The following is a 22708-nucleotide window of genomic DNA, read 5'->3' as shown; positions in this document are numbered from 1 at the left end:
CACAAGGATCTCACATCATGAACCAGTTTCCGTCCCGCGACATTGCCCTGCTTGCCGCACGCTTTGCGCTCTCCCTGCTGTTCCTCGTCATGGGATGGGGCAAGCTCTCGGATTATGCCGGCACGGTCGCCTATATGACACAGACCGGCGCGCCGCTTCCGGGCGTGTCCGCCATTATCGCCATCCTCGCCGAACTGGGAATCGGGGTCGCGCTCGTGGCAGGCATCCTGGTGACGCCGCTGTCGATCGCGCTGGCGATCTACACTGTCGTGACGGCTTTCATCGGGCACCATTTCTGGACGATGGACGGAATGCTTCGCTACGACATGACCATCCATTTCTACAAGAATATCAGCATCGCCGGCGGTCTCCTGGCCCTTGCCGCTGCCGGCCCCGGGCGTTTCACCCTGCGCCTGTCCAGACGCGAAGCCGTGACCGCCGCGTGACCGTTCCCGCTTCCGTGGATTTACCAAGGATAATGATCATGTCGCATTTCACGACGACCGACGGTGCGGAAATCTACTTCAAGGACTGGGGCAAGGGGCAGCCCGTGCTGTTCAGCCACGGTTGGCCGCTCAGTGCCGATATGTGGGATACGCAGATGCTGTTCCTTGCGGAACGCGGCTATCGCGCCATCGCGTTCGATCGGCGGGGCTTCGGACGCTCCAGCCAACCCTGGGACGGTCATGATTATGACCGTTTCGCCGCCGACATCGCCGAATTGATGACGCATCTGGACCTGCGGGATGTCACGCTCGTCGGCTTCTCGATGGGTGGTGGAGACGTGACGCGCTATATCGCCCGATATGGAACCGATCGTGTCGCGAAACTGGCCTTGCTCGGCGCCGTGACGCCGATCTTCATCAAGACGGAAGACAATCCGTCCGGCCCCGATCGCGCGGTATTCGATGGTATTCGAGCGGGTCTCCTTTCCGACCGGGCGCAATTTATCAAGGACTTCGCAACGCCGTTCTATGGCGTGAACCATGGCGGGAAAATCTCCGATGGCGTCATGGCGCAGACGCTGCAAATCGCCTTGCAGGCATCGGTCAAGAGCACGATCGATTGCGTGACGGCGTTCTCGGAGACGGATTTTCGTCCGGACATGGCCACGATCGATGTGCCGACATTGGTGATCCATGGCGATGACGACCAGATCGTGCCGCTGGAGTCCACCGGACGGGTCGCCGCCGCCATGATCAAGGGGGCGACGCTCAGGATCTATGAAGGCGCTCCCCATGGTTTTGTCGTCACGCATGGGGATCGGCTCAATGCCGATCTGCTGGAATTCCTGAAACACTGAAGACTGAAACGGGGCGTATTCTGCGCCATTTCCGCCCGAAGGATGATGCCGGTCCCACACGTCCGCCGCGGCTGCCCGACCGCCGCGACGGATGCGTGGTTCCAGCCCTTATCGCTGCATCTCCTCTTCGATCCACGCGGTGACCGATCGATGCACGGGTGCCCAGCCCAGCTCGGCGCGCGCCTTGTCCGCCCGCACCCGGCTGTTGGAACTGAGCCCGAACACCGCCAGTTCCCGGCCCCACCGGGCGATCGCGTCCTGTGGCGACCAGTCCTGTGAGGCCCCGATATCGAGCGCCTTGCCGATGGCGTCCGTGATATCCTTGAACGACGCCTCGCCATTCTCGACGAAATAGAAGCTGCCCGCTGGCGCTTTTTCCAATGCGAGAGCATAGAGTTCCGCGACGTCGGCAATATGCACGTTGGACCAGCGGTTGAGACCGCGACCGATATGGCGGGCGATGCCGCTTTCCTTCGCCTGCGCGACCAGCGGCGGTATCTGCACACTTTGCGACACCGGGCCCAGATGATTGCCATAAATCATGGTGTTGCACAGCACGACGGTGCGCACGCCCGGTGCGGCGTCGCGGATCAGCGTGTCGATCGCAATACGGGCGATCTTGTCCGGTGCGGGATCGACCGGCGTCTCCTCGGTGAAGATCGCATCCGATGGCTCGCCGAGCGCCTCGTCACCGACGAGGCTGCTGCCGCTGGTATGCAGGAACGGCTTTTCCGACCCGGCCAACCCGAGCAACAGCGCTTCGACCGCGCCGCGATGATCGCTGCTCGCCGCATTGATGACGGCATCGGCATTACGCGCTTCCTCCATGAGAAGGACGCTGTCGTCCAGCGTGCCGACGACCGGCTCCATGCCGAAAGCGCGCAATTCATCGGCGCGCGCCGCGTTGCGGATCAGGCCGCGCAATGTATGCCCGCGCCGGGCCAGGGAAGCACCGACCGATCCGCCGATATAACCGCTTGCGCCGGTAACGAAGATTTTCATGACGTCCACTCCTTGCTCCGAACGAACATGATGATGTGGATCGGGATTGATAATCCGACGCCGGTGCACAAAACTCATGAAAAAATTTCACAGGCGAGGCGCCATGGACAACCGGACAGGCGAAATGCAGGTCTTCGTTCGCGTCGTGGAGTGCGGCAGCTTTTCCGAGGCCGCGCGGCAATTGTTCATGACGCCGTCCACCGTTTCCAAACTGATCGCACGACTTGAGTCCCGGCTGGGCGTTCGGCTTATCGAACGTTCGACCCGCCGCCTGTCGCTGAGCGCGGAGGGACAGCTCTATTACGAGCGCGGGCAGGCGCTGCTCGCCGAACTGGATGACATGGAACAGACCGTCTCGCAGGGGATGCGTCATACGAGCGGTATCGTCCGGGTCAGCGCGTCGGTCGCGTTCGGTACCCTGGGGCTGGAACCGCTGCTTCCGGCGTTCTGGTCGGCATGCCCCAACGTCATCGTCGATCTCTCATTGTCCGATGAGATCATCGATCTTTTTCTCGATCGCACCGACATCGCATTCCGCGTCGGCAAACTCGCGGATTCGACACTGACCACACAGCGGATCGGCAGCGCGCGTCGGAAGATCGTCGCATCTCCCGCCTATCTTGCGCGGCATGGCACGCCGGACACGGTCGATGACCTGGCGCGGCATAATTGTCTCGGATTCAATTTCCGTCGCGCGGCGCCCGTCTGGCCGCTCAGGGAAGGCGGCCGCATCGTCGATCGCATGGTGCATGGCACGCTGCTGGCCAATAACGGCGAAACCGTCCGGCGCCTCGCGGTCGCGGGGATGGGGCTGGCGCGACTGGGAAATTATCATGTCCGCGAGGATATCGCCGCCGGTCGGCTGGTGGAGGTGCTGGCCCAGGCCGGAATCCATGACGAGGAGGACATCCACGCCATTTATTCCGGCACGCAACGCATGCCGCAACGCATGCGGGTGTTCCTGGATTTCGTTATTCCGAAGCTACGGGCGTTTCTGAACCCGGCGTGAGGTGTCCCGGTAAAACGGATAATCGGTCTAGCCATGCGACACCATGCCGGGATCCATGCGTCGTCATAAATACCCGCCGCGCGTTCGAAACCGTAGCCGGTCAGGACGATCGGCGTTGCTTCGGTAATCAGCAGACCGCCGCGAATATAGAAAAGACATTATGCAGTATCGTCTACATCCGGGATAACAATATCCCCCCATTTGGCGCGCTGCTCCAAGGCATCTGCCAAGGCATGCTCGTGCCATCTGGCCGATATTCCGGGCTGAGCAAATATTTCAGCACCACTCTGGCCCGTTTCCACGCTCTCCATGTCAGCTATGTGAGAAATGTGGTACAGGCGCTTTGCCGAATGCTCCCCGACCGATGAAAATATCAGACCAAGGTGGACAAGCACAGGCTGGAAGTCCCGCGTAAATCCTTTTGAACCACACTCAACCAGGACGTCCATCGGTTTTTCGGTGAGGGCTTGTCCGACAAACCTGATTCTCAAGGAAAAGTTCAGTGTCCAGAATGGATAGAGTTTACGTTGGCCATTCGGACCCTGGAAACCTTGTTTTTCGGAACCGGTACAGCGCGCAAGAAGTGCGTCACGCAGGGTTTCCCCTGCTTCATGCCGCAGCCCGGTGGCAGGGAACCGATATCCAGATTTTTATACATGCTATCCGGGCATATTTCAGAGACCGGGGCCAAAGCGAATGGGTTTCCAAAGGGCAGTGCCCTTGCCTGACGTCACTGATACCGCACGCCATTGACCACGACATAGCCCGGCATGCCCCAGTTCCGGCCGGTGCCGTGGTGGGTCCAGTCGATGCCCTGGCTGCGGGGGTTGTCGTAGTAGTAGCGCCCGACCACGTCGGCGGTGTCGCCCTTGGCCACCCAGGGCCAGGGCGGGGCGGCCATGCGGTCAAGGTCCGAGACGATGCGGATCGACACCCCTGCCCCGACATCGAGGTAGAAATACCCATGCCAGCCGCTGCGCGTGTGCCGCTGGCGGGAGACCGCGATGACGCGGCCGCAGACATGCACCGGCTGGTCGCCGCGCAGCGACCCGCCCTCGAACGCCTGCTGCACCGCCAGGAAGTGCCGGTCGTCGCAGGATGGGCCGATGGCCTGCTGCGCGTGGGCCGTGCCCGCGGCCGATGCGGCCAGCAGGGTGGCCAGGGCGCATGCGGCCCGTATGGACGGTGTCATCGCCAGCCGGTTCCGTTTTCCGTTCATGTCTTCGGCGCCTCGGCTTCCAGTTCGCGGCGGACCGTCTCCATATCGGTCACCAGTTCGGGTGCCGGTTCGGGGATGGTCAATTTCAGCGATTCCAGCGCGTGGATGATCGTTTCCATGACCAGCAGCCGCGTCATCCATTTGCGGTCGGCCGGCACCACGATCCACGGCGCGCGGGGTTGCGCCGTATGGCGGATCGCCTCGCGATAGGCCGTCTGGTACGCGTCCCAGTGCGTACGCTCACGCGCGTCGGACGGCGAGAATTTCCAGTGCTTCCTGTCCTCGTCGATCCGCTTCAGGAAGCGCCTGCGCTGTTCCTCCTTCGACAGGTTCAGGAAGAATTTCAGGACCACCGTGCCCTGGTTCGCCAGGTACTGCTCGAAATGCCGGATGTCGCGGTACCGGTCCTCCCAGATCGCGTCGGTGCGCAGGGCGGGGGGAATCTTCTGGCCGACCAGGATCTCGGGGTGGACCCGCGTGACCAGGACCTCCTCGTAATGGCTGCGATTGAAGATGCCGATCCGGCCGCAGGTGGGTGCCGCCATATGCACGCGCCACAGATAGTCGTGCTCCAGCTCGACCGGCCCGGGCTGCTTGAAGGACGTGACGGTGACGCCCTGCGGGTTCACCCCGGACATCACATGCTTGATCACGCCGTCCTTGCCGCCGGCATCCAGCGCCTGGAACACCAGCAGCAGCGACCATGTCCCGTTGGCGTACAGCAGGGTCTGCAGTTCCGCCAGGCGCTGCACCCCCTTGCGCAGCATCTCCTCGCCTTCTTTCTTGCCGATGCCGTCGATCCGCCCGATCCGGGTCGGATGGGCGGCGAGGTCGAAATGCGCTCCGTCCTCGACCCGGCAGCGCGCCAGCAGGCGGGCCAGGTCCAGCGTCTGCCCCATATGCGTCAATCCTCCAGCCCCTTGACCACGGCCAGGCCCGCCGCGGCCTGGCAGGTCGGCATCAGCTCGATCTGGTTGATGTTCACATGCGCCGGCAGGCCCATCACCCAGGATACGGTTTCGGCGATGTCCTCGGGCAGGATGGGATGGGTGCCCTGGTACACGGCGGCGGCCTTGGCGTCGTCGCGCAGGCGCACGGTGCTGAATTCGCTGCCGCCGCACAGGCCGGGTTCCAGGTTGGTCACCCGTACCCGCGTCCCCAGCAGGTCGCAGCGCAGGTTGCGCATGAACTGCGACACGAACGCCTTGGACGCGCCGTACACATTGGCCCCCTGATACGGATAGGTCCCGGCCGTGCTGCCCAGCGAGATGACGTGCCCGCGATTGCGCGCGACCATCCCCGGCAGCAGGGCGCGGGTGATTTCGACCAGGCCCGTCACGTTGGTCGCGATCATCTGCTGCCAGTCCGCGATCGTGGCGTCCTGCGCCTTGTCCAGGCCCAGGGCCAGGCCGGCATTGTTGACCAGAATATCGATTTCCTGCCAGCCGGGGGGCAGGCTGCCCGGCAGGGCCGCCAGGGCGTCGGCATCGTTCATGTCCAGGCGGAAGGGCAGCAGCGATGGCCCCAGCGCCTTCGCCAGCGCGTCCAGGCGGTCCTGGCGTCGCCCGGTCGCGATCACGCGATAACCGTCACGCACCAATCGTTCCGCGATCGCGCGGCCGAATCCCGCCGTCGCCCCCGTCACCAGTACCGTCATCGCCATCGCCGGCCCCTCCTTTTCCATTCGCTGCGTATTAAGCGCCATTCGCCCAGGGGTCGCAAATGTGACGGCCGCGAATTCGGGCGGGCCGCAAATCGGCGCATCATGGTTGCAATGCCGGTCGGTTCTGTTTCTATGGACGGAATGTTCCCCGTTTCCCCCACATCGGCCGCGTCACTGACCGGGTCCCTGCTGGTGGCCAGCCCCGCCCTGGCCGATACCCCCTTCGCGCGCAGCGTCATCTTCCTGTGCGCCCATGTGCCCGGGCAGGGCGCGATGGGCCTGATCGTGAACCGGCGCCTGCCGCAGCCGGGACTGGACGACGTGCTGGGGCAACTGGGGATCGACCCCGTGCCGCCGCGCCGACGGATCGACCTGTGCGCCGGCGGGCCGGTGGACGGGGGCCGGGGCTTCGTCCTGCATTCGTCGGACTGGACGGGCGAGGGCAGCATGTCCATCGACGGCGAGACCACCCTGACCGCCAGCCTGGACGTGCTGCGCGACATCGCCGACGGCGCCGGCCCCCGCCGCGCGCTGCTGGCGCTGGGCCATGCAAGCTGGCAGGACGACCAGCTGGAAGACGAGATCATCCACCGCAATGCCTGGCTGCCCGCCCCGGCCAGCGACGATATCCTGTTCGGATCGGATCACCGGACGAAATGGCGGCAGGCCCTGGCCGCGATCAATATCGACCCGATCCGGCTGAGCGCCCTGGCCGGCCACGCCTGAGACGCTGCTTCCGGCAGAGGTCCCGACCCCATCGCGCGCGGCGTGGCACAAGGTTTGCGTGGTGAAACGGCATCATGTCAGCGCACAGCCACGGACCGCCATCCATCCTGGATCTTCTGGAACGGCCGGAGGCCGGGACGTTGCAGGCTGCCTTTCGGGCGGTGACGTTCCAGCGCGGCCAGCGCCTGTCGAACCTTGAGGATACCGATTCCATATTCATCGTCCGGACGGGGCGGCTGCGGGCCTTTCTGCTGGCCTTCGACCGGGAGCTAAGCCTGGCCTACCTGCATCGCGGCGACATGTTCAGCACCCATACGCGGGTGCAGATGGAAGCCAGCGAGGTCACGCACCTGCTGATGGCCCGCCGGTCCGCGATCGAGCGCATATCGGCCGATCATCCGGCGCTGCAGCATGCGCTGATCCATGGCCTGGCCCGAATCCTGGGCCAGACCATCACGTTGCTGGAGGATTTGGCCTTCCATCATGCCAGGGGCCGGATCGCCCGCTATATCCTGCGCAGCGCGGCCCATGCCGGCATCGGCATCGAAGGTGGCCAGGTCGTTCCGCTGTCGCTGGGCATGGAGGACATGGCCGCGCTGCTGGGAACGACCCGCCAGACGGTCTCGACCGAATTCAACGCGATGATCCGCGAGGGCGCGTTTTCGCGCGAACGGCGGGGGTACCTCCGCCTGGGCAACGTCGCGCTGCTGAAGAACTGGGCCAGCGGAGAAGAAACGCGGCTGGCGTAAGGCGGTAAACACCGGATCTGTCGCCTGGCTGACAGACGGCACGCGCGGATCGCTCCACACTCCGCCCCCGGTTCATGAAGGCAAGTGTGGAAAATGACCGAGCAGATCGACCGATATGTCAGCTTCCGGAACGTGGAATGGGAACGCAGGACGGCGGAAGTCTTCGCCCTGCTGCAACCCCATTTCGACGGAAGCACCAGCCCGTTCTGGGATTATTTCCTCCGACAGCGCGTCATCGCGCACGCGCAGGGGCTGGACGACCTGCGGGTGCTGCACAATTTCCTGCCCACCCTGAAGGATCTTCTGGAAGAGCTGGATGACGGGCGGACGCTGTCCAGGCTCGAGGAACTCGAAGTCCTGTGCATGTAGCGCGGATCATTCCGGCAGCCTGACCGGGCGGCGCGGCGGCAGGGGCGGCAGCGGGTCGCGGGCCGTATCGCGCACGCTTTCGTACACCAGCATCAGATGGCCGTCGCGGGCGAAGCTGCCGCATTCGGTCATGCCGATCCCCCCCAGGATGGTGCGCGAGGCGATGTTGGTGTCGCGCGTCACCGCGATCACGCGGCGGATCCCCGCATCATGGGCGAAGCTGAGCACCGCCGACGCGGCCTCGCGCGCCAGGCCGCGCCCGGCGGCCCACGGCCACAGGGCGAAGCGCAGGCCCAGGCCCCGCCCGTCGGGGCGTTCATGCAGGCCGGTCATGCCGATGAAGCGTCCGTCCTCGCGAATCGCGAAGATCCCGACGCCGCGCCGCGCCCAGCAGGCCAGGTCGTCGGCCATGTCGGATTCGGCCTGCTGCCGGCTGCGGATTCCGCCCAGCATCATGCCGAACGCGCCGGCATCGGCCTTCAGCCGGGCCATGTCGTCCATGTCCCGCCACGAAATCGGTTCCAGTACCAGCCGGGGGGTGCGGATCTGGCCGCCGGCAATCGGCATGCGTGCCTCCCACCCCGTCCGCCCGGCCGGCTGCCCCCAGGGGCCGCGGCGCGGATGATGCGCCAGGGCCGAAACCGGCGGCGCGTCAGACCCTGACGGCGGCCGCGCCATGTGGGCCACCCGGGGCGGCGCCGTCAGGGGCGCGCATGGCGGGCCGGACCGTTCAGCGTGCGAGCGGGCGGTATTTGATCCGTCCCGGCTCGGTCGCGTCAGGGCCCAGTCGGCGTCGCTTGTCCTCTTCATAGGCCTGGAAATTACCCTCGAACCATTCGACGTGGCTGTCGCCCTCGAAGGCCAGGATATGCGTCGCCAGGCGGTCGAGGAACCAGCGGTCATGGCTGATGATCACGGCGCAGCCGGCGAATTCCGCCAGCGCATCTTCCAGCGCGCGCAGCGTGTCCACGTCCAGGTCGTTGGTCGGTTCGTCCAGCAGGATGACGTTGCTTTCCTGGCGCAGCATCTTGGCCAGGTGCACGCGGTTGCGCTCGCCGCCCGACAGGATGCCGACCTTCTTCTGCTGGTCCGCGCCCTTGAAGTTGAACGCGCCGACATAGGCCCGCGACGGCACCGCGCGCTTGCCCAGATAGATGACGTCGGTGCCGCCGGAAATTTCCTCCCACACCGTCTTGTCGTCATCCAGGCTGTCGCGCGACTGGTCCACATAGCCCAGCTTGACGGTCTCCCCGACCTTCAGCGAGCCCGCGTCGGGCTCTTCCTGCCCCACGATCATGCGGAACAGGGTGGACTTGCCCGCGCCGTTGGGCCCGATGACCCCCACGATGCCGCCCGGCGGCAGCTTGAAGCTGAGGTCGTCGATCAGCAGCCGGTTGCCGAACGCCTTGCGCAGGTCCTCGGCTTCGATCACCGTGCCGCCCAGGCGGGGGCCCGGCGGGATGACGATGTCGGCGGTGCCGCCGGCACGCTCGGCGTTCAGGGCCAGCATTTCCTCGTAGCGCGCAATGCGCGACTTGCTCTTGGCCTGGCGCGCCTTGGGGCTGGACCCGATCCATTCCTGCTCGGCCGCCAGGGCCCGCTGGCGGGCGCTTTCTTCCTTTTCCTCCTGGGCCAGGCGCTTGCGCTTCTGTTCCAGCCACGAGGAATAATTGCCCTGGAACGGGAAGCCCCGGCCGCGCTCCAGCTCCAGGATCCAGTTGGTGACGTTGTCCAGGAAGTAGCGGTCATGGGTGATGACCATCACCGTGCCCTGGTAGTCGCGCAGCGTGCGTTCCAGCCACGCCACGCTTTCGGCGTCCAGATGGTTGGTCGGTTCGTCCAGCAGCAGCAGGTCGGGCTTTTCCAGCAGCAGGCGGCACAGCGCCACGCGCCGGCGCTCGCCGCCCGACAGGCGGGTCACGGCGCTTTCGGCCGGCGGGCAGCGCAGCGCGTCCAGCGCGATGTCGATCTTGCGGTCCAGTTCCCAGCCGTCGCCGGCATCGATCTTTTCCTGCAGTTCGGCCTGTTCGGCCAGCAGGGCGGTCATTTCGTCGTCCGACATCGGCTCGGCGAACAGCATCGAGATTTCGTTGAAGCGATCGACGGCGGTCTTCAGCGCGCCGAAGCCCAGCGCCACGTTCTCGCCGACCGTCAGCGATTCGTCCAGCTTGGGCTCCTGCTCCAGATAGCCGATCCGGGCGCCCTCGGCGGCCCAGGCCTCGCCGCCGAATTCCTTCTCGATCCCGGCCATGATCTTCAGCAGGGTGGATTTGCCGGCGCCGTTGACGCCCAGCACCCCGATCTTGACCCCCGGCAGGAAGGACAGGGTGATGCCCTTGAAGACCTCGCGCCCGCCCGGATACGCCTTGGTCAGGTCCTTCATCACATAGACATATTGCGTGGCGGCCATGACGAGGGCTCCCGGTATCCAGAGAAAGAGGTAGAAAAACGCCGGCCCGCATCCCCGGTCCAGGGGGGCGTGGGCCGGACCAAAGCCTGCGCCCGGCAGGACTTGAACCCGCAACCAAGCCGTTATGAGCGGCCCGCTCTAACCAATTGAGCTACGGGCGCGCAGGCCGGTCCTCACTTCGCCCATGTTCGGCCGTTTGGCAAGCCTTATAGGGATGCTTGGCAATGGGGACACGCCTCGATAGGTTCGACGGTCTCTTTTCTGTTCCGTAGAGTGTGGAGCGCCGCCATGGATGTGTCGAAAATCTCGCCCGGCAAGGACGTACCGTTCGATATCAACGTCGTCATCGAGATCCCGCAGGGATCGTCGGTGAAATACGAGATCGACAAGGACAGCGGCGCCATCGTCGTCGACCGCGTCCTGTTCACACCGATGGCCTATCCGGCCGCCTACGGCTTCATTCCCAACACGCTGGCCGCCGATGGCGACCCGGCCGACGCGCTGGTGCTGATCCCGGCCCCGGTGGTGCCCGGCGCCGTGATCCGTGCGCGCCCGATCGGTATGCTGCGCATGGAAGACGAAAGCGGCCAGGACGAGAAGATCGTCTGCGTGCCGCACGACAAGGTGCACCCGTACTATTCCAAGGTCGAGAAGATCGAGGACCTGCCCGAGATCGTCATCCAGGAGATCGAGCATTTCTTCACCCGCTACAAGGACCTGGAGAAGGGCAAGTGGGTCAAGGTGGCCGGCTGGGCCGGTCGCGAGGAAGCGGGCGAGGTGATCAAGGCCTCGCTGGCGGCGGCCCGGAAGTAAGCCGGTGGGCCGGGGCCCCGCCCCGGCCTTTCCGTTCCCTACCGTTCCGCTCCGCGCCCGGCGGACAGGATGATCGCGGCGCCCGCCAGGCAGATCGCGACCCCGGCCGCGTCGCGCGGCGTGACCGGGCGCCCTTCGACCAGCCGCAGCCAGACGATGGCGCCGACGATATAGATCCCTCCATAGGCCGCGAAGGTGCGGCCCGCCGTGTCGCTGTCCACCAGCGTCAGCAGCCAGCCGAACAGCGCCAGGCTGGCCATGCCCGGCAGCAGCACCCACGCCCCCGCCCCGGCCCGCCGCCAGCACCACCAGGCATAGCATCCGCCGATCTCGCACAGCGCGGCGGCGGCATAGACCGCGAACGACCCCAGCAGCATCCGCACCGTCAGGCCGACCGCGCCGCGATCCGCAGGGACGCGCGGCCCCGCCGCCCCTGGCGCACCATCCGGTCGATCAGGTCCCGATACCGTGCCATGTACTCCCCCATATCCAGTGTCCGTTCGGCCTGCCGGCGGGCGGCGCGGCGCAGGCGGGTGGCCAGCGCGCGGTCCTCCAGCACCTCCAGCACCCCGGCCGCGATGCCGTCCGGGTCCAGGAACGGCACCAGGCGGCCCGTCCGCCCGTCGGACAGGAATTCGCGCACCGGCGCCGTATCGCTGCCGACGATCGCGCATCCCATGGCCATGGCCTCGCGCAACGACCAGGACGCCACGAACGGATAGGTCAGGTAGACATGCGCGTCGGACCGGCGCAGCAGGGCGCGGAACACGTCGTACTCCACCTTGCCCGGGAAATGGACGCGGTCAAGGTCGATCCGCCCCGTCAGTTCGGCCAGCATCCGCGCCCGCCACGATCCGGCCGGCAGGCGCGCGCCGTAGCTGACCCCGTCGCCGCCCACCAGCACGACCCGCACGTCCGGCCGCGCCGCCAGGATGCGCGGCAGCGCGCGCATAAAGACATGGAAGCCGCGATAGGGTTCCAGGTCACGCGCGACATAGGTCACCAGCCGGTCGCGCGGCGCGATGGCGATCTCGCCGATCCGCAGCGTCCGCCGGAACGCTGCCGGATCGGGCGAGCAGGCGGCCAGGTCCACGCCCTCGGGCAGGATTTCGATCCCGCCGCGCGCCCAGGCGGGATAGGTCATCCATTGAAAGCGGGTGGGGGTCTGGCCCTGGACAGTCCCATCGCCGCCGCCCGCCAGCGCCTGCAGGTTGATGGCGTTCCTGGCGCGAATGACCGGCAGGCTGCCGCGGGGCGACGGGAATTCGGGGTCGAAGCCCACATCCAGCGCGTCGGCATGGTAGAAGAATTCGAAATAGCCCAGCACCGGCACCCCGGGGAACACGTCCCCCATATTCAGCAATTCGCCCCAGCCGTGGTGGCCGATCACGATGTCGGGGCGATAGCCCAGGTCGCGCAGGCTGGCCGCCGCCCGCGCGACCGATTCGGCCCGCAGCATCGCCAGGTCGAAATCCCGTACCGCCGGATGAACTCCGGGGGCCCCGCCGCGCGGCGGGCGATAGGCCACCCGCCGCACCCCGGGCAGGTGGTTGTCGTTCGGTTCGCTGATGAAGACGATCTCGTTGCCCGGGTCCTGCCGCAGGTGGCGCAGCAGGTGCAGGTACTGACCGGGAAAATGCTGGTGGACGAACAGATATCTCAAAACGCCATCCCGCGCCGCGCCGGTTACGACCCTCCGCGCGACGTCTTCCGGCGCGCGGCCCTCTGCCTGCGCGCCTTCAGCAGTTCCACCCGCGACCCCGGCGCCTTGCGGCCCCGGCCGGGGCGCACCGGATCGATCGGCGGGGCTTCCGCCAGGGGGGCTTCGGCCTTCGCGCGGCGGGCCCGCGTCCGCGCCGGTTTCGGCACGGCGGGGGCGGGATCGGGGGCGGAGACGATCGCCAGCAGGGCCTCTTCCTCCGCGTCCGGGGTTTCGGCGACGTCCAGCGGCGCGATATCGATGCGAAAGGCCTCCAGCGGGGCCAGGCTCTCGGCCTCGACCACCGCGCCGTCACCGGTCGGCCCCGCCCGCGTGCCGTCGGTGAAGCTGGCCGAGACACGGCAGGAAAACCGGCGCGCGGCCTCGGGCTTCAACCGCACGCGCAGGCCCAGGATCGGCAGGGCCATGCCCCGGCTGCCGCAATACTGGCCCCCCGCCGACCAGGGCGACAGCCAGCCGCGCCCCAGCACCGCCTGGTATTCGATGTCCTCGGCCGCGATCAGGCGGGTGGGCACGACGGCGAACCCCTCGATCCAGGCCTTGCTGCCCGGAACGCCCATCCACTCCTCCATGGCGGACACCACATCCCCCCGGCGCTGGATATGGGCCGTGATGCCCCCGCCGGGCTGTGCCGGCGCGGGTGCGGAGGGCGTCGGGACCAGGCCGGGCGTGGATTCCACTCCCTGCGGCACCGGCACCGGGGTCGGCCCCGGCATATCGGCCAGGCGCACGACCTTCAGGCGCGGGATCTCCGACGCCAGGATCGGGTCCTGGTAGAAGGTGACCAGCACCTGCGCCGCGTTGGCCGGCACGCGCACCAGCGCCGCATTGCGCGCGGCGCCCAGCCAGCCATCGGCGTCGAAGGTCACGATCGCCACCCCGGCGCCCGCCGCCCCCGGCGCGCGCGAAATCCGCACCCCCGGCAGGTCCTCCGCGCCGCCCTGATGGAACGTCCCCCGGTCGAATCCCGGGCCGGGATCGGGCTGCGGCGCGTGGAAGACGCAGTACAGCCCAGGGTCCAGGGTCATCAGGTGGCCCGCGACCTTCAGATCCACGATCCGGCCCTGGCTTTCGGTCATGCTGTCCGGCATCGGGTTCTCCCTTTTCCCCGTGGGCCCGTACGCCCCGTTTCAGGCATAGGAGAGCAAAAACGTATTCAATTCGTGAATCGGCATACCCAATGGCAGGACCCGGCCCCGGCCCGTGCGCCGCACCCGTTCGGCCATGGCCCCCAGGTCGAAGACCACGGCCCGCAGGCCGGCCCGCCACGCCAGCCCCAGCGCGAAACACCAGGTCTCCGGCCACACCGAGGGCAGCAGCGCCAGGTCCGCCCCCTGCGCCGCCAGCAGGGCGACGGAATCGGATTCGCGGTATGGGCCGGTGACGAACACCCGGCCGGTGCCGATCAGCGCGTCGTCGTCGGGCGTGTGGCCCACCACCACGAATTCCAGATTCAGGTCCCGCGCCGCCGCGTCCCGCGCGGCCTCCAGCAGGATGCCATAACCCTTCTCGACCCCGATCGCGCCGGGCACCGCCACGCGCACCCGGCCGGCGGGCCGCGCGCGTCCCGCCGGCGCCGCCCCGCCACAAGCCACCCCGCCATAGATCCGGACGAAGGATGCCAGGTCCATCCCGGGCCGGTCGTCCTCCAGCGGCGTCACCCGGACCGCGATTTCGGGAAAATGCCGCCCGATGCGCCGGGCCGCGTCATCCGACGGCGCCATGACGGCGCGCGCGCCCAGCAGGTCCGCGCGGGACCGCGCGAGGTGGCGCGCCAGCCGATCGGGGATCGTCCCCTCCCCGTCCTCCAGCAGGCTGCCGCCGGGGGCGAGGCAGGCGGCGCATCCCGCCGGTCCCGGTTCGCCGCAATAGCGGCCCGACGCCCCGACCAGCGCCACCCGGGGGCAGAACCACACATAGTCATGGACATGCACCTCGTACGGCACGCCCAGCGAGGCGGCCAGCGTGCGGACATCGATCCCGTGGCCCAGCGAATGATGCCATTCCACCGAATCGACCCCCGACGCGCGCAGCACGGCCAGCAGCATGTCCCCTTCCCCGGGCAGGCGGAATCGCGGGCTGGCGAACGCCGCGGCGGACGGCCCGGACGCCGTGTCCGGCACGTCCTCCAGCCGACAGCCGCCGGGGGCGGGGCGCAGCACCACCGGCCGCGCGCCCTGTGCGCGCCAGGCGGCGGCGCGGGCGCGCACCACGCGTTCCACCCCGCCGCCCTGGTCGTGCGTGACCAGCAGCACCGCCCCATCCCACCCGGCCCCGCCGCGCCGCCAGCACACCAGGTCCAGCCGCCGCCGTGCCGCGAACAGCGGGTCGGCGGCGACATGGGCGGCGACCCGCGCGTCATAGCCCGGGTGCAGGGCGTTCACGATGTCCAGGTTCCGCCGCAGCAGGTCCGGCCGCGCCGCACCGAACGAGGCCCCGCCCACATGGCCGACGAACGCCCCGGGCGCGGCGACATGCCGCCACCCCCCGGCGGCGGCGCGCAGGCAGAAATCGTTTTCCTCGCCATAGCCCTGGGCGAACAGGTCGGCCCGCAAGGGGCCCGAATCCGGCGCGCCGGGCTGCAGCCGCCAGAACGCATCCAGGCAGTCATGGCGGATGAACAGGCAGAATCCGTGCCCGGTCGGCACATCGACCGCCACCCCGCGATTGGCCGCCCGCGCCGCCGCCATCACGTGCCGCACCCGGGCCAGGTCGAACGCCGGGCAGAATTCCGCGTCCGGCGCCCGGTCCGGTCCGGGCCACGAGAAGATGCTGGCCTGGTTCGACAGCGGGGTCACGGTGCCGATATCCGCCGCGCCATAGGCCACGTCGGCCAGTTCCGCCAGCCAGCCGCCCGCCACCAGCGTATCGCTGTTCAGCAGCACGACGTCGTGCCCCGCCATCGCGCGCATCCCGTCATTGGCCGAGGCCGGGAAGCCCAGCGTGCGCGCGTGCCGGACCAGCCGGATCGTCCCCGCCGCCGCCAGCCGGTCCAGGTCGGCGGCCAGGGCCGCGACCGGCGTCGCGTCATCGACCACGACCACCGGCACGTCCGGCCCCACGCTGTCGCGCACCGATTCCAGGCAGGCCAGCGTGGCCGCGCGGTCGCCATGGACCGGAATCACGATCGCCGGGCGTCCACGGGCCGGCGGCGCATCCGGCGGGCGGCAGGGCGGCCGGCCGGTAGGCAGGCGTTTCGGGCAATCGGCTTCGCCCGGGCAGCCGCCCCCGCACGGTTCGCAGGCCGTGGCCAGCGGGCTGCCCAGCAGGTCGCGCCCGTCGGACCCCAGCACGCGCACCGGGCCGGCCGGCAGGCAGGCGGCCGGAATGGCAAAGCCGCGCGGCCGGGCCAGCGGCACCGCACTGCTGACCTCGGTCGCCGGTTCGGGCACCGCCTGGCGCAGCAGCAGGCGCCCGGTCCGCCCGTCCAGCAGGCGCAGTTCGGGCACATGGTCCGGGTCCGCCGGGTGCCAGAGCCAGCCCGACAGGCCCCGTGGCCCGGATTCGACGAATCCCTCGGTCCGCTGCACCGCCGCCGGGTCCAGCGGGCTGCCCAGCAGCGGCACGCCGCCCGCCAGCACCTCGACCTGCCGGGCCAGGCGCCAGCAGGGCGGCAGCACCGGCCCGTCCGCCCCGGCCCGCGATCGGACCGGCTGCCCATCGAAGAATATATCGGGGTCGCGGACACCACCGCCATGCAGCCGGCCCGATGCCGACAGGCCGCACCAGCCGGGCCGGCCCGCCCGGGCCGCCAGTCGCCCGAACAGCGCATCCATGCCGGCCGGCGGCGCGTGGCGGGACAGGGTGTGCTGCGCCGCCGCGATGGCGTCCGCGTCCTCGCCCGCCGCCAGCAGGGCGCCGGACAGGGCCGCCCAGCCCTCGGGGAAATCGAAACGCCGGGTCAGTTCACGCAGCAGACGCACGCTGCCGGCGGTGTCCCCGCCGCGCAGCCGCGCCACCGCCAGCGGGAACATCACGTTCGGGCTGTCGGGAGCCAGGCGGTTCGCCCGCTCGTACCATCGCCAGGCCCCGTCCGGGTCGCCCGCATCCTCCAGCAGGCGCGCACGGCGAAAGGCCGCCTGGGCACGCGCATCGGCCCACGCCTGCCACGCGGCCCGATCGGCACCCGTCACCCCCTGCGGCCGGAACCGCCCCACCACCGCTCAGCCCGCCCCATCCATGTGCGCCAGTTCGGCCGCCGCGTCCGCCACGCCCTGCGCCCGGGCGCGGTCCAGCCAGTGCCGGGCCTGCGCGCCGTCCATCGTGCCGGCCAGCCCGCGCAGCAGATAGCGCCCCAGCATCAACTGCCCCAGCGCGTTGCCGCGTTCGGCGGCCATGCGGAACCAGTGCTGGGCCTGGACACGGTCCATCGGGATGTCATGCCCCCCGCCCAGCAGCGCGCCCAGCGAGAACATGGCATCCACCTGCCCCTGCTCCGCCGCCCGGCGATACCAGTCCGCCGCCCCGACGTGATCGCGGGCGCCGCCGTTGCCGGTCAGCAGCAATTGCGCCAGCGCCACCTGCGCCTCGGCCATGCCGGCCTCGGCGGCCCGCGCGATCCAGGCACGGCCGGCCACCGGGTCGGGCGCGTGCCCCCGGCCCTCCAGCAGCATGCGGCCATACCAGTACCGGGCGTTCACCACTCCGTCGGCCGCCCGCTTCATCCACGACGCGGCGGCGTTTTCGTCGCGCTCCACCCCCAGCCCCTGCGCCAGGCAGATGCTGAAATTGAACGCCGCGACCGCATCCCCCTCCTGCGCCGCGCGGGCGAAGGAACGGCCTAACTCGCGCCGCTCGTCGTCCGACATCGCGGCGCTCAGCGTCGGGTCGGCCAGCAGCAGGTTGCACAGATCGGCACCCGCCCGGGCGTCGCCCAGCGCCATGGCCTGCCGGAAGCAGCGCGCGGCCTCGGCCGCGTCGCGCGGCAGGCCGCCCCCGGCCAGGTGCAGCAGCCCCAGCGCCCGGCATGCCGCCGCATGGCCCAGCGCCGCCGCGCGGTGGTACCACGACGCGGCTTCCACGTCGTTCGGCGGCAGGTCGCCGCCCCTTGCATACAGGTCGCCCAGCAGCGACGCGGCCTCGCGGTCGCCGGCCAGGGCCGCGCGGCGCAGCCAGCTTTCGCCCTGCACGGCGTCGCGCGCGCAGCCCCTGCCCTCCAGCAGCGCCAGGCCGTAGCGCGCCTGCGCCGCGCACACCCCGGCCCGGGCGGCGCTGGCATACAGCGCGGTGGCCGCCGCCACGTCGCGGGCGACGCCGCTGCCCTGCTCGGTCAGCGCCCCCAGCAGGAACTGCGCCGAGCCCAGCCCGGCCTCGGCGGCCACGCGCAGCGCGCCGGCGGCGCGCGCACGGTCGGCCTCGCCCGAGGACGCGGCCTCCGGCGAGTGCCGCAGCGCCGCGCGCATCCAGGTCAGGCCCAGCCCCAGATGACCCTGCGCGCAGCCGGCGGCGGCGGCGCGGGCGAACCAGCCCTCGGCCGCCACCCGGTCGCGCAGGCCGACGGGGCCATCGGCCAGGATGTAGCCGTACAGCGCCTGCGCGTCGGGGGAGCCCGCCTCGGCCGCCAGGTGCGTCCAGTACGCGGCCTCGTCCGGGTCGGGCACGCGATCGCCCGGCGCCTCGGCCGCCAGCCGCACGCCATGGTCCGATGCCGCGTCGCGCGGCAGGCCGAACAGATACAGCGTCCCCAGCACCAGCCGGGCCTCGACCCACCCGGCCTCGGCCGCGCGGCGCATCCAGCGCGCGCCCTCGACCAGGCTGCGCGGCACGCCGGTCCCCTCCAGATAGGCCCGCCCGACACGAAACTGGGCCTCCGCCACCCCGGCCTCGGCCACCATGCCCAGTTGGGCGACACCCCCCACCGCGTCGCCCGCCTCGATCAGCCGCACGCCATGCGCCAGCCGCCCCCGCAGGGACAACCGCGCCCCCAAAGCAGACAAGACCCGCATCAGGACCCACCAAAAGTTATAAAAAATCCAGTCATGAACACGGGTTTCCGTTCGGAAACGCGCGTCGGATCGCCACCAGGCCGCGTCTCCGGACGGGCACTATGGTTCGCGCATGCCATCGGTCAGCGTCGGCACCAGCCGATTCAGGAGGTACTGCATCATGGTGCGCCGGCCGACATGAATGTCGGCTTCGACCGGCATGCCGGGATGCGGGTGGAAGAAGGACGGCACGCCGTGCAGCGTGTAGCGGTCGACGCGCACCCGCACGCGATAATAGGCCTCCATCCCGCCCGCGTCGGGGCGCGGCACCTGCGCGCCGGTGCCGGGGGCGGCATGCCCGCCATCGCCGGGGGCGAAGGAATCGGCGCTGATGATTCGGACCGTGCCCTCGGCCCCGCCATACTGGGTGTAGGGGAAGGTGGCGAATTTCAGCAGCACCGGGTCCCCCGGCCGGATGAAGCCGACATCCGATCCCCGCACCGCCGTCTCGACCTCCAGCCCGCCATCGACCGGCACCAGGGTCATCAACTGGTTGCCCGACTGCATGACGGACCCCACCGACAGGCTGGCGATGTTCAGCACCACGGCATCGCGGTCGGCGCGCATGACGATCAGGCTGCGGCGCAGCCCCGCCTTGCGGTAATCGTCCCCGGCATCGGCCAGCCGGTGCTGCGCCGTGGCCAGGTCCTGGTACACCGTGGCCTTCCAGTTCTGGATGAAGCCGTCGCGCGCGGCCGTCACGCCCTCCAGCTTCGCGCGGGCGCTGCCGGCGGCCTGCTGCGCCGCGATCTGCGCGCGCTCGACCTCCATCAGGTCGTTCTGGGCCGAAAGGGTGGACAGGCGGCTGCCCACCTGGTCGCGCTGCAGGCGCAGGCGCATGGCATGTACGTTCGCCGCCACGCGGGCGCGGGCGCCATACATCGCGGCATCCGCCAGGCTGCCCTGCATGTCGCTGCGCGCGCCGGCGGCCTGCTTGTCGAAATTCTCGACCTTGGCGGTGAATTCCGCGCGGCGACGCTGGAAGGCCGCCGCCTCCTGCACCGATGCCGGGTCGGCAGGGTCGGGGATATAGTCCCGCCCCTCGGCCTCGGCGGTCAGGCGCGCGACCTGGGCGGCATAGGCCGCCTGCTGCTGGCGCATGTTCTCGACATCCGCGTCGGTCACGGTGGGGTCCAGGTGGGCCAGCACCTGGCCCCTGTGGACGACATCCCCTTCCTGCACGTCGATCGACCGGATGATCGCGGTTTCCAGCGGCTGGACCACCAGCGTGGTGTCGGTCGAAGTCAGCCGCCCCTGCGCGGACACGACCTGGTCCAGCGGACAGACCGACATCACGACGATGCCCGCGATCGCCAGGGTCGAGATCAGCCACGTGATATACAGCGCGGCGGGGTTGGGCGGCAGGTCGATCAGCGCCGCGCTGGGCGAATGGAATTCCAGCAGCGCGCGCGGCATGTCGCCCGTGGACGCCTCCGCCGCCGGCAGGATGTAGCCCTCGATCGCGCCGCCCTCGCCGGGCGGTAGCATTCCGGCGCTCATGCCTCCTGCCCCTCGGCCAGCATGGCGGCGGGATGGGCGGGCTCGCGGCCCCGGGCCTCGTGCCGGTTCTGCTGGAACCATAGCGTGCGATAGATCGCGCAGCGGTCCAGCAGCGCCGCGTGCGGCCCGATATCGGCCACCCGTCCCTGGTCCATGACGCAGATCTGGTCGCAGTCCACCAGCGAGGACAGGCGGTGCGAGACGATCACCATCGTCCGCCCGCGCGCGATGCGCTGCAGGTTGGCGTTGACCACGGCCTCGCTTTCCGGGTCCAGGGCCGATGTCGCCTCGTCCAGGATCAGCAGCCTGGGGTCGCAGATCAGCGCGCGCGCGATGGCCAGGCGCTGCCGCTGCCCGCCCGAGATGTTGGTCGATCCTTCCTCGATCCAGGTCTCGTAGCCGGCGGGCATGCGCTCGATGAATTCCTCGGCCCCCGCCAGCCGGGCGGCACGCACCACATCGTCCAGCGTCAGGCCCGGCCGGCCGGCGGTGATGTTGTCGCGCACGGTGCCGCGAAACAGGAAATTGTCCTGCAGCACCACGCCGAACGACCGGCGCAGATGCACCAGGTTGATCTCGCGCAGGTCCACTCCGTCCAGCTTCAGGTATCCGGTATAGGACCGGCTGACGCCCTGCAGCAGGCGGGTGATGGTGGATTTGCCCGATCCGCTGCGCCCCACCAGCCCCAGCATGCTGCCGGCCGGGACCTCGAAACTGACATCGGCCAGCGCCCGCGTCGTGGCGCCGGGATAGCTGAAGCTGACATCGGCGAAGGACAGGGCACCGCGAATGCGGGGCCGCAGGCCGGTGGTCATGGCCAGGCGCTCGGTCGGCTGGTTCAGCACCGTTCCGGCTTCGGCCAGGGCGGTGCGGACCTCGCCGGCATCGTCCAGCAGCCGCGCCAGCCCGACCAGCGGGGCCGCGACGCGGCCGCCCAGCATCATGAACGCCATCAGTGCGCCGCCGGCCATGTCCCCCCGGTTGGTCAGTACCAGGTACGCGCCGACCAGCAGGATGCCGCGATTGATGAACAGTTCGAAGGGCTGGGCGACCGTCGCGGCCACGTTGCCCATCCGCCCCGCCGCCAGCCCCCACAGCGCCGACTGGGCGGACCGGTCGTCCCACAATTCCCGCCGCGTGCGTTCCAGCGCCAGCGTCTTGATGGTGCGGATGCCGGCCACGGTTTCGTACAGCGCCGCCCCGCGCGCGGTGTCGGCCTGGACCTTGCGCGCGACCAGCCGCCCCACGGGCAGCATGAAGCCGGCGACCACAAGCCCGATCGCCCCCGCCGCCGCCAGCGTCATCCACGCCAGGGTGGCGCTGAAATAGAACAGGAACGGCAGCACCACGACCAGGGTGAACAGGTCCAGCACCGTGTTCATCAGCCGGCCGGTCATGAAGTCCCGCACCCGGTAGATGGCGGATACGCGGCCGATGACCTGCCCCGCCTGCTGGCGTTCGAAGAATTCCAGCGGCAGCGCCAGCAGGCGGTCGAACACCAGCAGCGAAATCCGCGTATCCAGCCGCGTCGTGACCACCAGCGCCAGTTCCCGCCGGGCATAGGTCAGCAGGATTTCATAGAAGCTCATGACGCCCAGGATCGCGGTGATCGAAACCAGGGTGGACATGGACCGGTAGTTCACCACCTTGTCGATCACCTGCATGACGATCAGCGGCGGGAAGATCGCCAGCACGCTCAGCACCATCGAGGCCAGCAGGATATCGCGCAGCGCGCGCCGTTCGCGCAGGACCATGCGGCCCAGCCATTCGGCATTGATGGGGGCGTCGGCCTCGGACTGGTCGCGGCGGCGCTTGACCAGCAGCACGTCGCCCGTCCAGACCTGCGACAGGCGCAGTTCGTCCAGCGGCACCGGGGGCGTGCCCTCGTCCCCCATCGGGTCGCGCAGCCACACGACGCCGCGCGCCGGATCGCCCGCCACCATCAGTCCCGCCGACCCGTCGCGGAACATCAGCACCACCGGCGGCGCACTCCGCACCCGCACCAGCGCCCGCCAGGACAGGCGCATGCCCCGCGCCACCGCCCCCTGGTCGTTCAGCCACCGCGCCAGCGCCGCCGGCGAAGGCGAGACCTCGCCCGGCTCGGCCACGAAATCGCGGACATCGACCGACAGCCCGTGATAGCGCGCCGCCGCCGCGGCCGCATGCAGGCAGATCGTCGTCGGGGTCGGCCGCGTGTCTTCCACAGGGTCTGGCTGCGCCACGGATCGTCCTTCACTAGGT

Annotated in this window: 21 protein-coding genes and 1 tRNA gene; 7 read left to right on the top strand and 15 right to left on the bottom strand. The window is 69.2% G+C overall.

Annotated features, from left to right (window positions below; translation table 11 throughout):
* Window positions 1-17 precede the first annotated feature (17 nt).
* Complete coding sequence (locus GDIA_RS14565; RefSeq protein ID WP_012554657.1) at window positions 18-446, top strand: DoxX family protein; 429 nt, start codon at window positions 18-20, stop codon at window positions 444-446.
* A complete protein-coding gene (locus GDIA_RS14560; RefSeq protein WP_244410124.1) occupies window positions 443-1303 on the top strand; it encodes an alpha/beta fold hydrolase in 861 nt (286 codons plus the stop codon). The genes GDIA_RS14565 and GDIA_RS14560 overlap by 4 nt, the downstream gene beginning before the upstream one ends.
* Before the next feature lie 108 nt (window positions 1304-1411).
* Here GDIA_RS14560 and GDIA_RS14555 read toward each other — a convergent pair whose 3' ends face one another.
* Window positions 1412-2305 (bottom strand): NAD-dependent epimerase/dehydratase family protein, encoded by an 894-nt coding sequence (locus tag GDIA_RS14555; RefSeq protein WP_012554655.1) that lies wholly within the window; start codon window positions 2303-2305, stop codon window positions 1412-1414.
* A gap of 103 nt (window positions 2306-2408) precedes the next feature.
* Between GDIA_RS14555 and GDIA_RS14550 the strand changes: the two genes are divergently transcribed.
* Window positions 2409-3314 (top strand): LysR family transcriptional regulator, encoded by a 906-nt coding sequence (locus GDIA_RS14550; RefSeq protein ID WP_012228108.1) that lies wholly within the window; start codon window positions 2409-2411, stop codon window positions 3312-3314.
* Between the two features lie 158 nt (window positions 3315-3472).
* Here the strand turns inward: GDIA_RS14550 and GDIA_RS14545 are convergent, their stop codons facing one another.
* From GDIA_RS14545 to GDIA_RS14530, 4 genes are all read right to left on the bottom strand, one after another.
* A complete protein-coding gene (locus GDIA_RS14545; RefSeq protein ID WP_041249541.1) occupies window positions 3473-3763 on the bottom strand; it encodes a hypothetical protein in 291 nt (96 codons plus the stop codon).
* A gap of 281 nt (window positions 3764-4044) precedes the next feature.
* Window positions 4045-4533 (bottom strand): DUF3465 domain-containing protein, encoded by a 489-nt coding sequence (locus GDIA_RS14540; RefSeq protein WP_012554654.1) that lies wholly within the window; start codon window positions 4531-4533, stop codon window positions 4045-4047.
* Window positions 4530-5432, bottom strand: a complete 903-nt coding sequence (locus GDIA_RS14535; protein ID WP_012554653.1) for a polyphosphate kinase 2 family protein — start codon at window positions 5430-5432, stop codon at window positions 4530-4532. The genes GDIA_RS14540 and GDIA_RS14535 overlap by 4 nt, the downstream gene beginning before the upstream one ends.
* A 5-nt stretch (window positions 5433-5437) precedes the next feature.
* Window positions 5438-6196, bottom strand: a complete 759-nt coding sequence (locus GDIA_RS14530; RefSeq protein WP_012554652.1) for an SDR family NAD(P)-dependent oxidoreductase — start codon at window positions 6194-6196, stop codon at window positions 5438-5440.
* A 141-nt stretch (window positions 6197-6337) separates the two neighbouring features.
* On the opposite strand from GDIA_RS14530, the gene GDIA_RS14525 reads away from it, so the two are divergent.
* The 3 genes from GDIA_RS14525 (at window position 6338) to cowN (ending at window position 8040) form a co-directional block, all read left to right on the top strand.
* Entirely contained in the window at window positions 6338-6922 is a 585-nt protein-coding gene (locus GDIA_RS14525; protein WP_012554651.1) for a YqgE/AlgH family protein, read from the top strand.
* Between the two features lie 74 nt (window positions 6923-6996).
* Window positions 6997-7671: a Crp/Fnr family transcriptional regulator gene (locus GDIA_RS14520; RefSeq protein WP_012554650.1), complete on the top strand. Its 675-nt coding sequence runs from the start codon at window positions 6997-6999 to the stop codon at window positions 7669-7671.
* Between the two features lie 93 nt (window positions 7672-7764).
* Window positions 7765-8040 carry a N(2)-fixation sustaining protein CowN gene (cowN, locus tag GDIA_RS14515; RefSeq protein ID WP_012554649.1) on the top strand — a complete coding sequence of 92 codons (276 nt, stop codon included), beginning with the start codon at window positions 7765-7767 and terminating at the stop codon, window positions 8038-8040.
* A 6-nt stretch (window positions 8041-8046) separates the two neighbouring features.
* Here cowN and GDIA_RS14510 read toward each other — a convergent pair whose 3' ends face one another.
* From GDIA_RS14510 to GDIA_RS14500, 3 genes are all read right to left on the bottom strand, one after another.
* The gene (locus tag GDIA_RS14510; protein WP_012554648.1) at window positions 8047-8607 is read right to left on the bottom strand and encodes a GNAT family N-acetyltransferase; all 561 of its coding nucleotides are present in this window, start codon (window positions 8605-8607) and stop codon (window positions 8047-8049) included.
* A 163-nt stretch (window positions 8608-8770) separates the two neighbouring features.
* Window positions 8771-10450, bottom strand: coding sequence for an energy-dependent translational throttle protein EttA (gene ettA, locus GDIA_RS14505; RefSeq protein ID WP_012554647.1), 1680 nt, complete (start codon window positions 10448-10450; stop codon window positions 8771-8773).
* An 87-nt stretch (window positions 10451-10537) separates the two neighbouring features.
* Window positions 10538-10611, bottom strand: a tRNA-Ile gene (locus GDIA_RS14500).
* A 127-nt stretch (window positions 10612-10738) separates the two neighbouring features.
* Between GDIA_RS14500 and ppa the strand changes: the two genes are divergently transcribed.
* Window positions 10739-11263: an inorganic diphosphatase gene (gene ppa, locus GDIA_RS14495; RefSeq protein ID WP_012554646.1), complete on the top strand. Its 525-nt coding sequence runs from the start codon at window positions 10739-10741 to the stop codon at window positions 11261-11263.
* A 38-nt stretch (window positions 11264-11301) separates the two neighbouring features.
* Here ppa and GDIA_RS14490 read toward each other — a convergent pair whose 3' ends face one another.
* From GDIA_RS14490 to GDIA_RS14460, 7 genes are all read right to left on the bottom strand, one after another.
* Window positions 11302-11640: a YnfA family protein gene (locus GDIA_RS14490; protein ID WP_012554645.1), complete on the bottom strand. Its 339-nt coding sequence runs from the start codon at window positions 11638-11640 to the stop codon at window positions 11302-11304.
* 8 nt (window positions 11641-11648) lie between these two features.
* Window positions 11649-12926 (bottom strand): glycosyltransferase family 4 protein, encoded by a 1278-nt coding sequence (locus GDIA_RS14485; protein WP_012554644.1) that lies wholly within the window; start codon window positions 12924-12926, stop codon window positions 11649-11651.
* 23 nt (window positions 12927-12949) lie between these two features.
* A complete protein-coding gene (locus tag GDIA_RS14480; protein WP_012554643.1) occupies window positions 12950-14074 on the bottom strand; it encodes a hypothetical protein in 1125 nt (374 codons plus the stop codon).
* Between the two features lie 39 nt (window positions 14075-14113).
* Window positions 14114-17143 carry a glycosyltransferase gene (locus GDIA_RS14475; RefSeq protein WP_244410122.1) on the bottom strand — a complete coding sequence of 1010 codons (3030 nt, stop codon included), beginning with the start codon at window positions 17141-17143 and terminating at the stop codon, window positions 14114-14116.
* Between the two features lie 3 nt (window positions 17144-17146).
* Window positions 17147-18928, bottom strand: coding sequence for a tetratricopeptide repeat protein (locus GDIA_RS14470; protein ID WP_012554641.1), 1782 nt, complete (start codon window positions 18926-18928; stop codon window positions 17147-17149).
* A gap of 99 nt (window positions 18929-19027) precedes the next feature.
* Window positions 19028-20467: an HlyD family type I secretion periplasmic adaptor subunit gene (locus tag GDIA_RS14465; protein ID WP_012554640.1), complete on the bottom strand. Its 1440-nt coding sequence runs from the start codon at window positions 20465-20467 to the stop codon at window positions 19028-19030.
* Window positions 20464-22689 (bottom strand): peptidase domain-containing ABC transporter, encoded by a 2226-nt coding sequence (locus GDIA_RS14460; RefSeq protein WP_012554639.1) that lies wholly within the window; start codon window positions 22687-22689, stop codon window positions 20464-20466. Before GDIA_RS14460 ends, GDIA_RS14465 begins: the two co-directional genes overlap by 4 nt.
* Window positions 22690-22708 lie beyond the last annotated feature (19 nt).

The sequence above is a fragment of the Gluconacetobacter diazotrophicus PA1 5 genome, assembly GCF_000021325.1.
Taxonomy (GTDB): domain Bacteria; phylum Pseudomonadota; class Alphaproteobacteria; order Acetobacterales; family Acetobacteraceae; genus Gluconacetobacter; species Gluconacetobacter diazotrophicus.
This window is presented reverse-complemented; position numbering and strand designations above follow the sequence as displayed.

Coding starts and splice junctions, on each gene's coding strand:
- GDIA_RS14565 (WP_012554657.1), top strand. CDS start 18: ATGAACCAGTTTCCGTCCCGCGACATTGCCCTGCTTGCCGCACGCTTT.
- GDIA_RS14555 (WP_012554655.1), bottom strand. CDS start 2,305: ATGAAAATCTTCGTTACCGGCGCAAGCGGTTATATCGGCGGATCGGTC.
- GDIA_RS14550 (WP_012228108.1), top strand. CDS start 2,409: ATGGACAACCGGACAGGCGAAATGCAGGTCTTCGTTCGCGTCGTGGAG.
- GDIA_RS14545 (WP_041249541.1), bottom strand. CDS start 3,763: ATGGACGTCCTGGTTGAGTGTGGTTCAAAAGGATTTACGCGGGACTTC.
- GDIA_RS14540 (WP_012554654.1), bottom strand. CDS start 4,533: ATGAACGGAAAACGGAACCGGCTGGCGATGACACCGTCCATACGGGCC.
- GDIA_RS14535 (WP_012554653.1), bottom strand. CDS start 5,432: ATGGGGCAGACGCTGGACCTGGCCCGCCTGCTGGCGCGCTGCCGGGTC.
- GDIA_RS14530 (WP_012554652.1), bottom strand. CDS start 6,196: ATGGCGATGACGGTACTGGTGACGGGGGCGACGGCGGGATTCGGCCGC.
- GDIA_RS14525 (WP_012554651.1), top strand. CDS start 6,338: ATGTTCCCCGTTTCCCCCACATCGGCCGCGTCACTGACCGGGTCCCTG.
- GDIA_RS14520 (WP_012554650.1), top strand. CDS start 6,997: ATGTCAGCGCACAGCCACGGACCGCCATCCATCCTGGATCTTCTGGAA.
- cowN (WP_012554649.1), top strand. CDS start 7,765: ATGACCGAGCAGATCGACCGATATGTCAGCTTCCGGAACGTGGAATGG.
- GDIA_RS14510 (WP_012554648.1), bottom strand. CDS start 8,607: ATGCCGATTGCCGGCGGCCAGATCCGCACCCCCCGGCTGGTACTGGAA.
- ettA (WP_012554647.1), bottom strand. CDS start 10,450: ATGGCCGCCACGCAATATGTCTATGTGATGAAGGACCTGACCAAGGCG.
- ppa (WP_012554646.1), top strand. CDS start 10,739: ATGGATGTGTCGAAAATCTCGCCCGGCAAGGACGTACCGTTCGATATC.
- GDIA_RS14490 (WP_012554645.1), bottom strand. CDS start 11,640: ATGCTGCTGGGGTCGTTCGCGGTCTATGCCGCCGCCGCGCTGTGCGAG.
- GDIA_RS14480 (WP_012554643.1), bottom strand. CDS start 14,074: ATGCCGGACAGCATGACCGAAAGCCAGGGCCGGATCGTGGATCTGAAG.
- GDIA_RS14470 (WP_012554641.1), bottom strand. CDS start 18,928: ATGCGGGTCTTGTCTGCTTTGGGGGCGCGGTTGTCCCTGCGGGGGCGG.
- GDIA_RS14465 (WP_012554640.1), bottom strand. CDS start 20,467: ATGAGCGCCGGAATGCTACCGCCCGGCGAGGGCGGCGCGATCGAGGGC.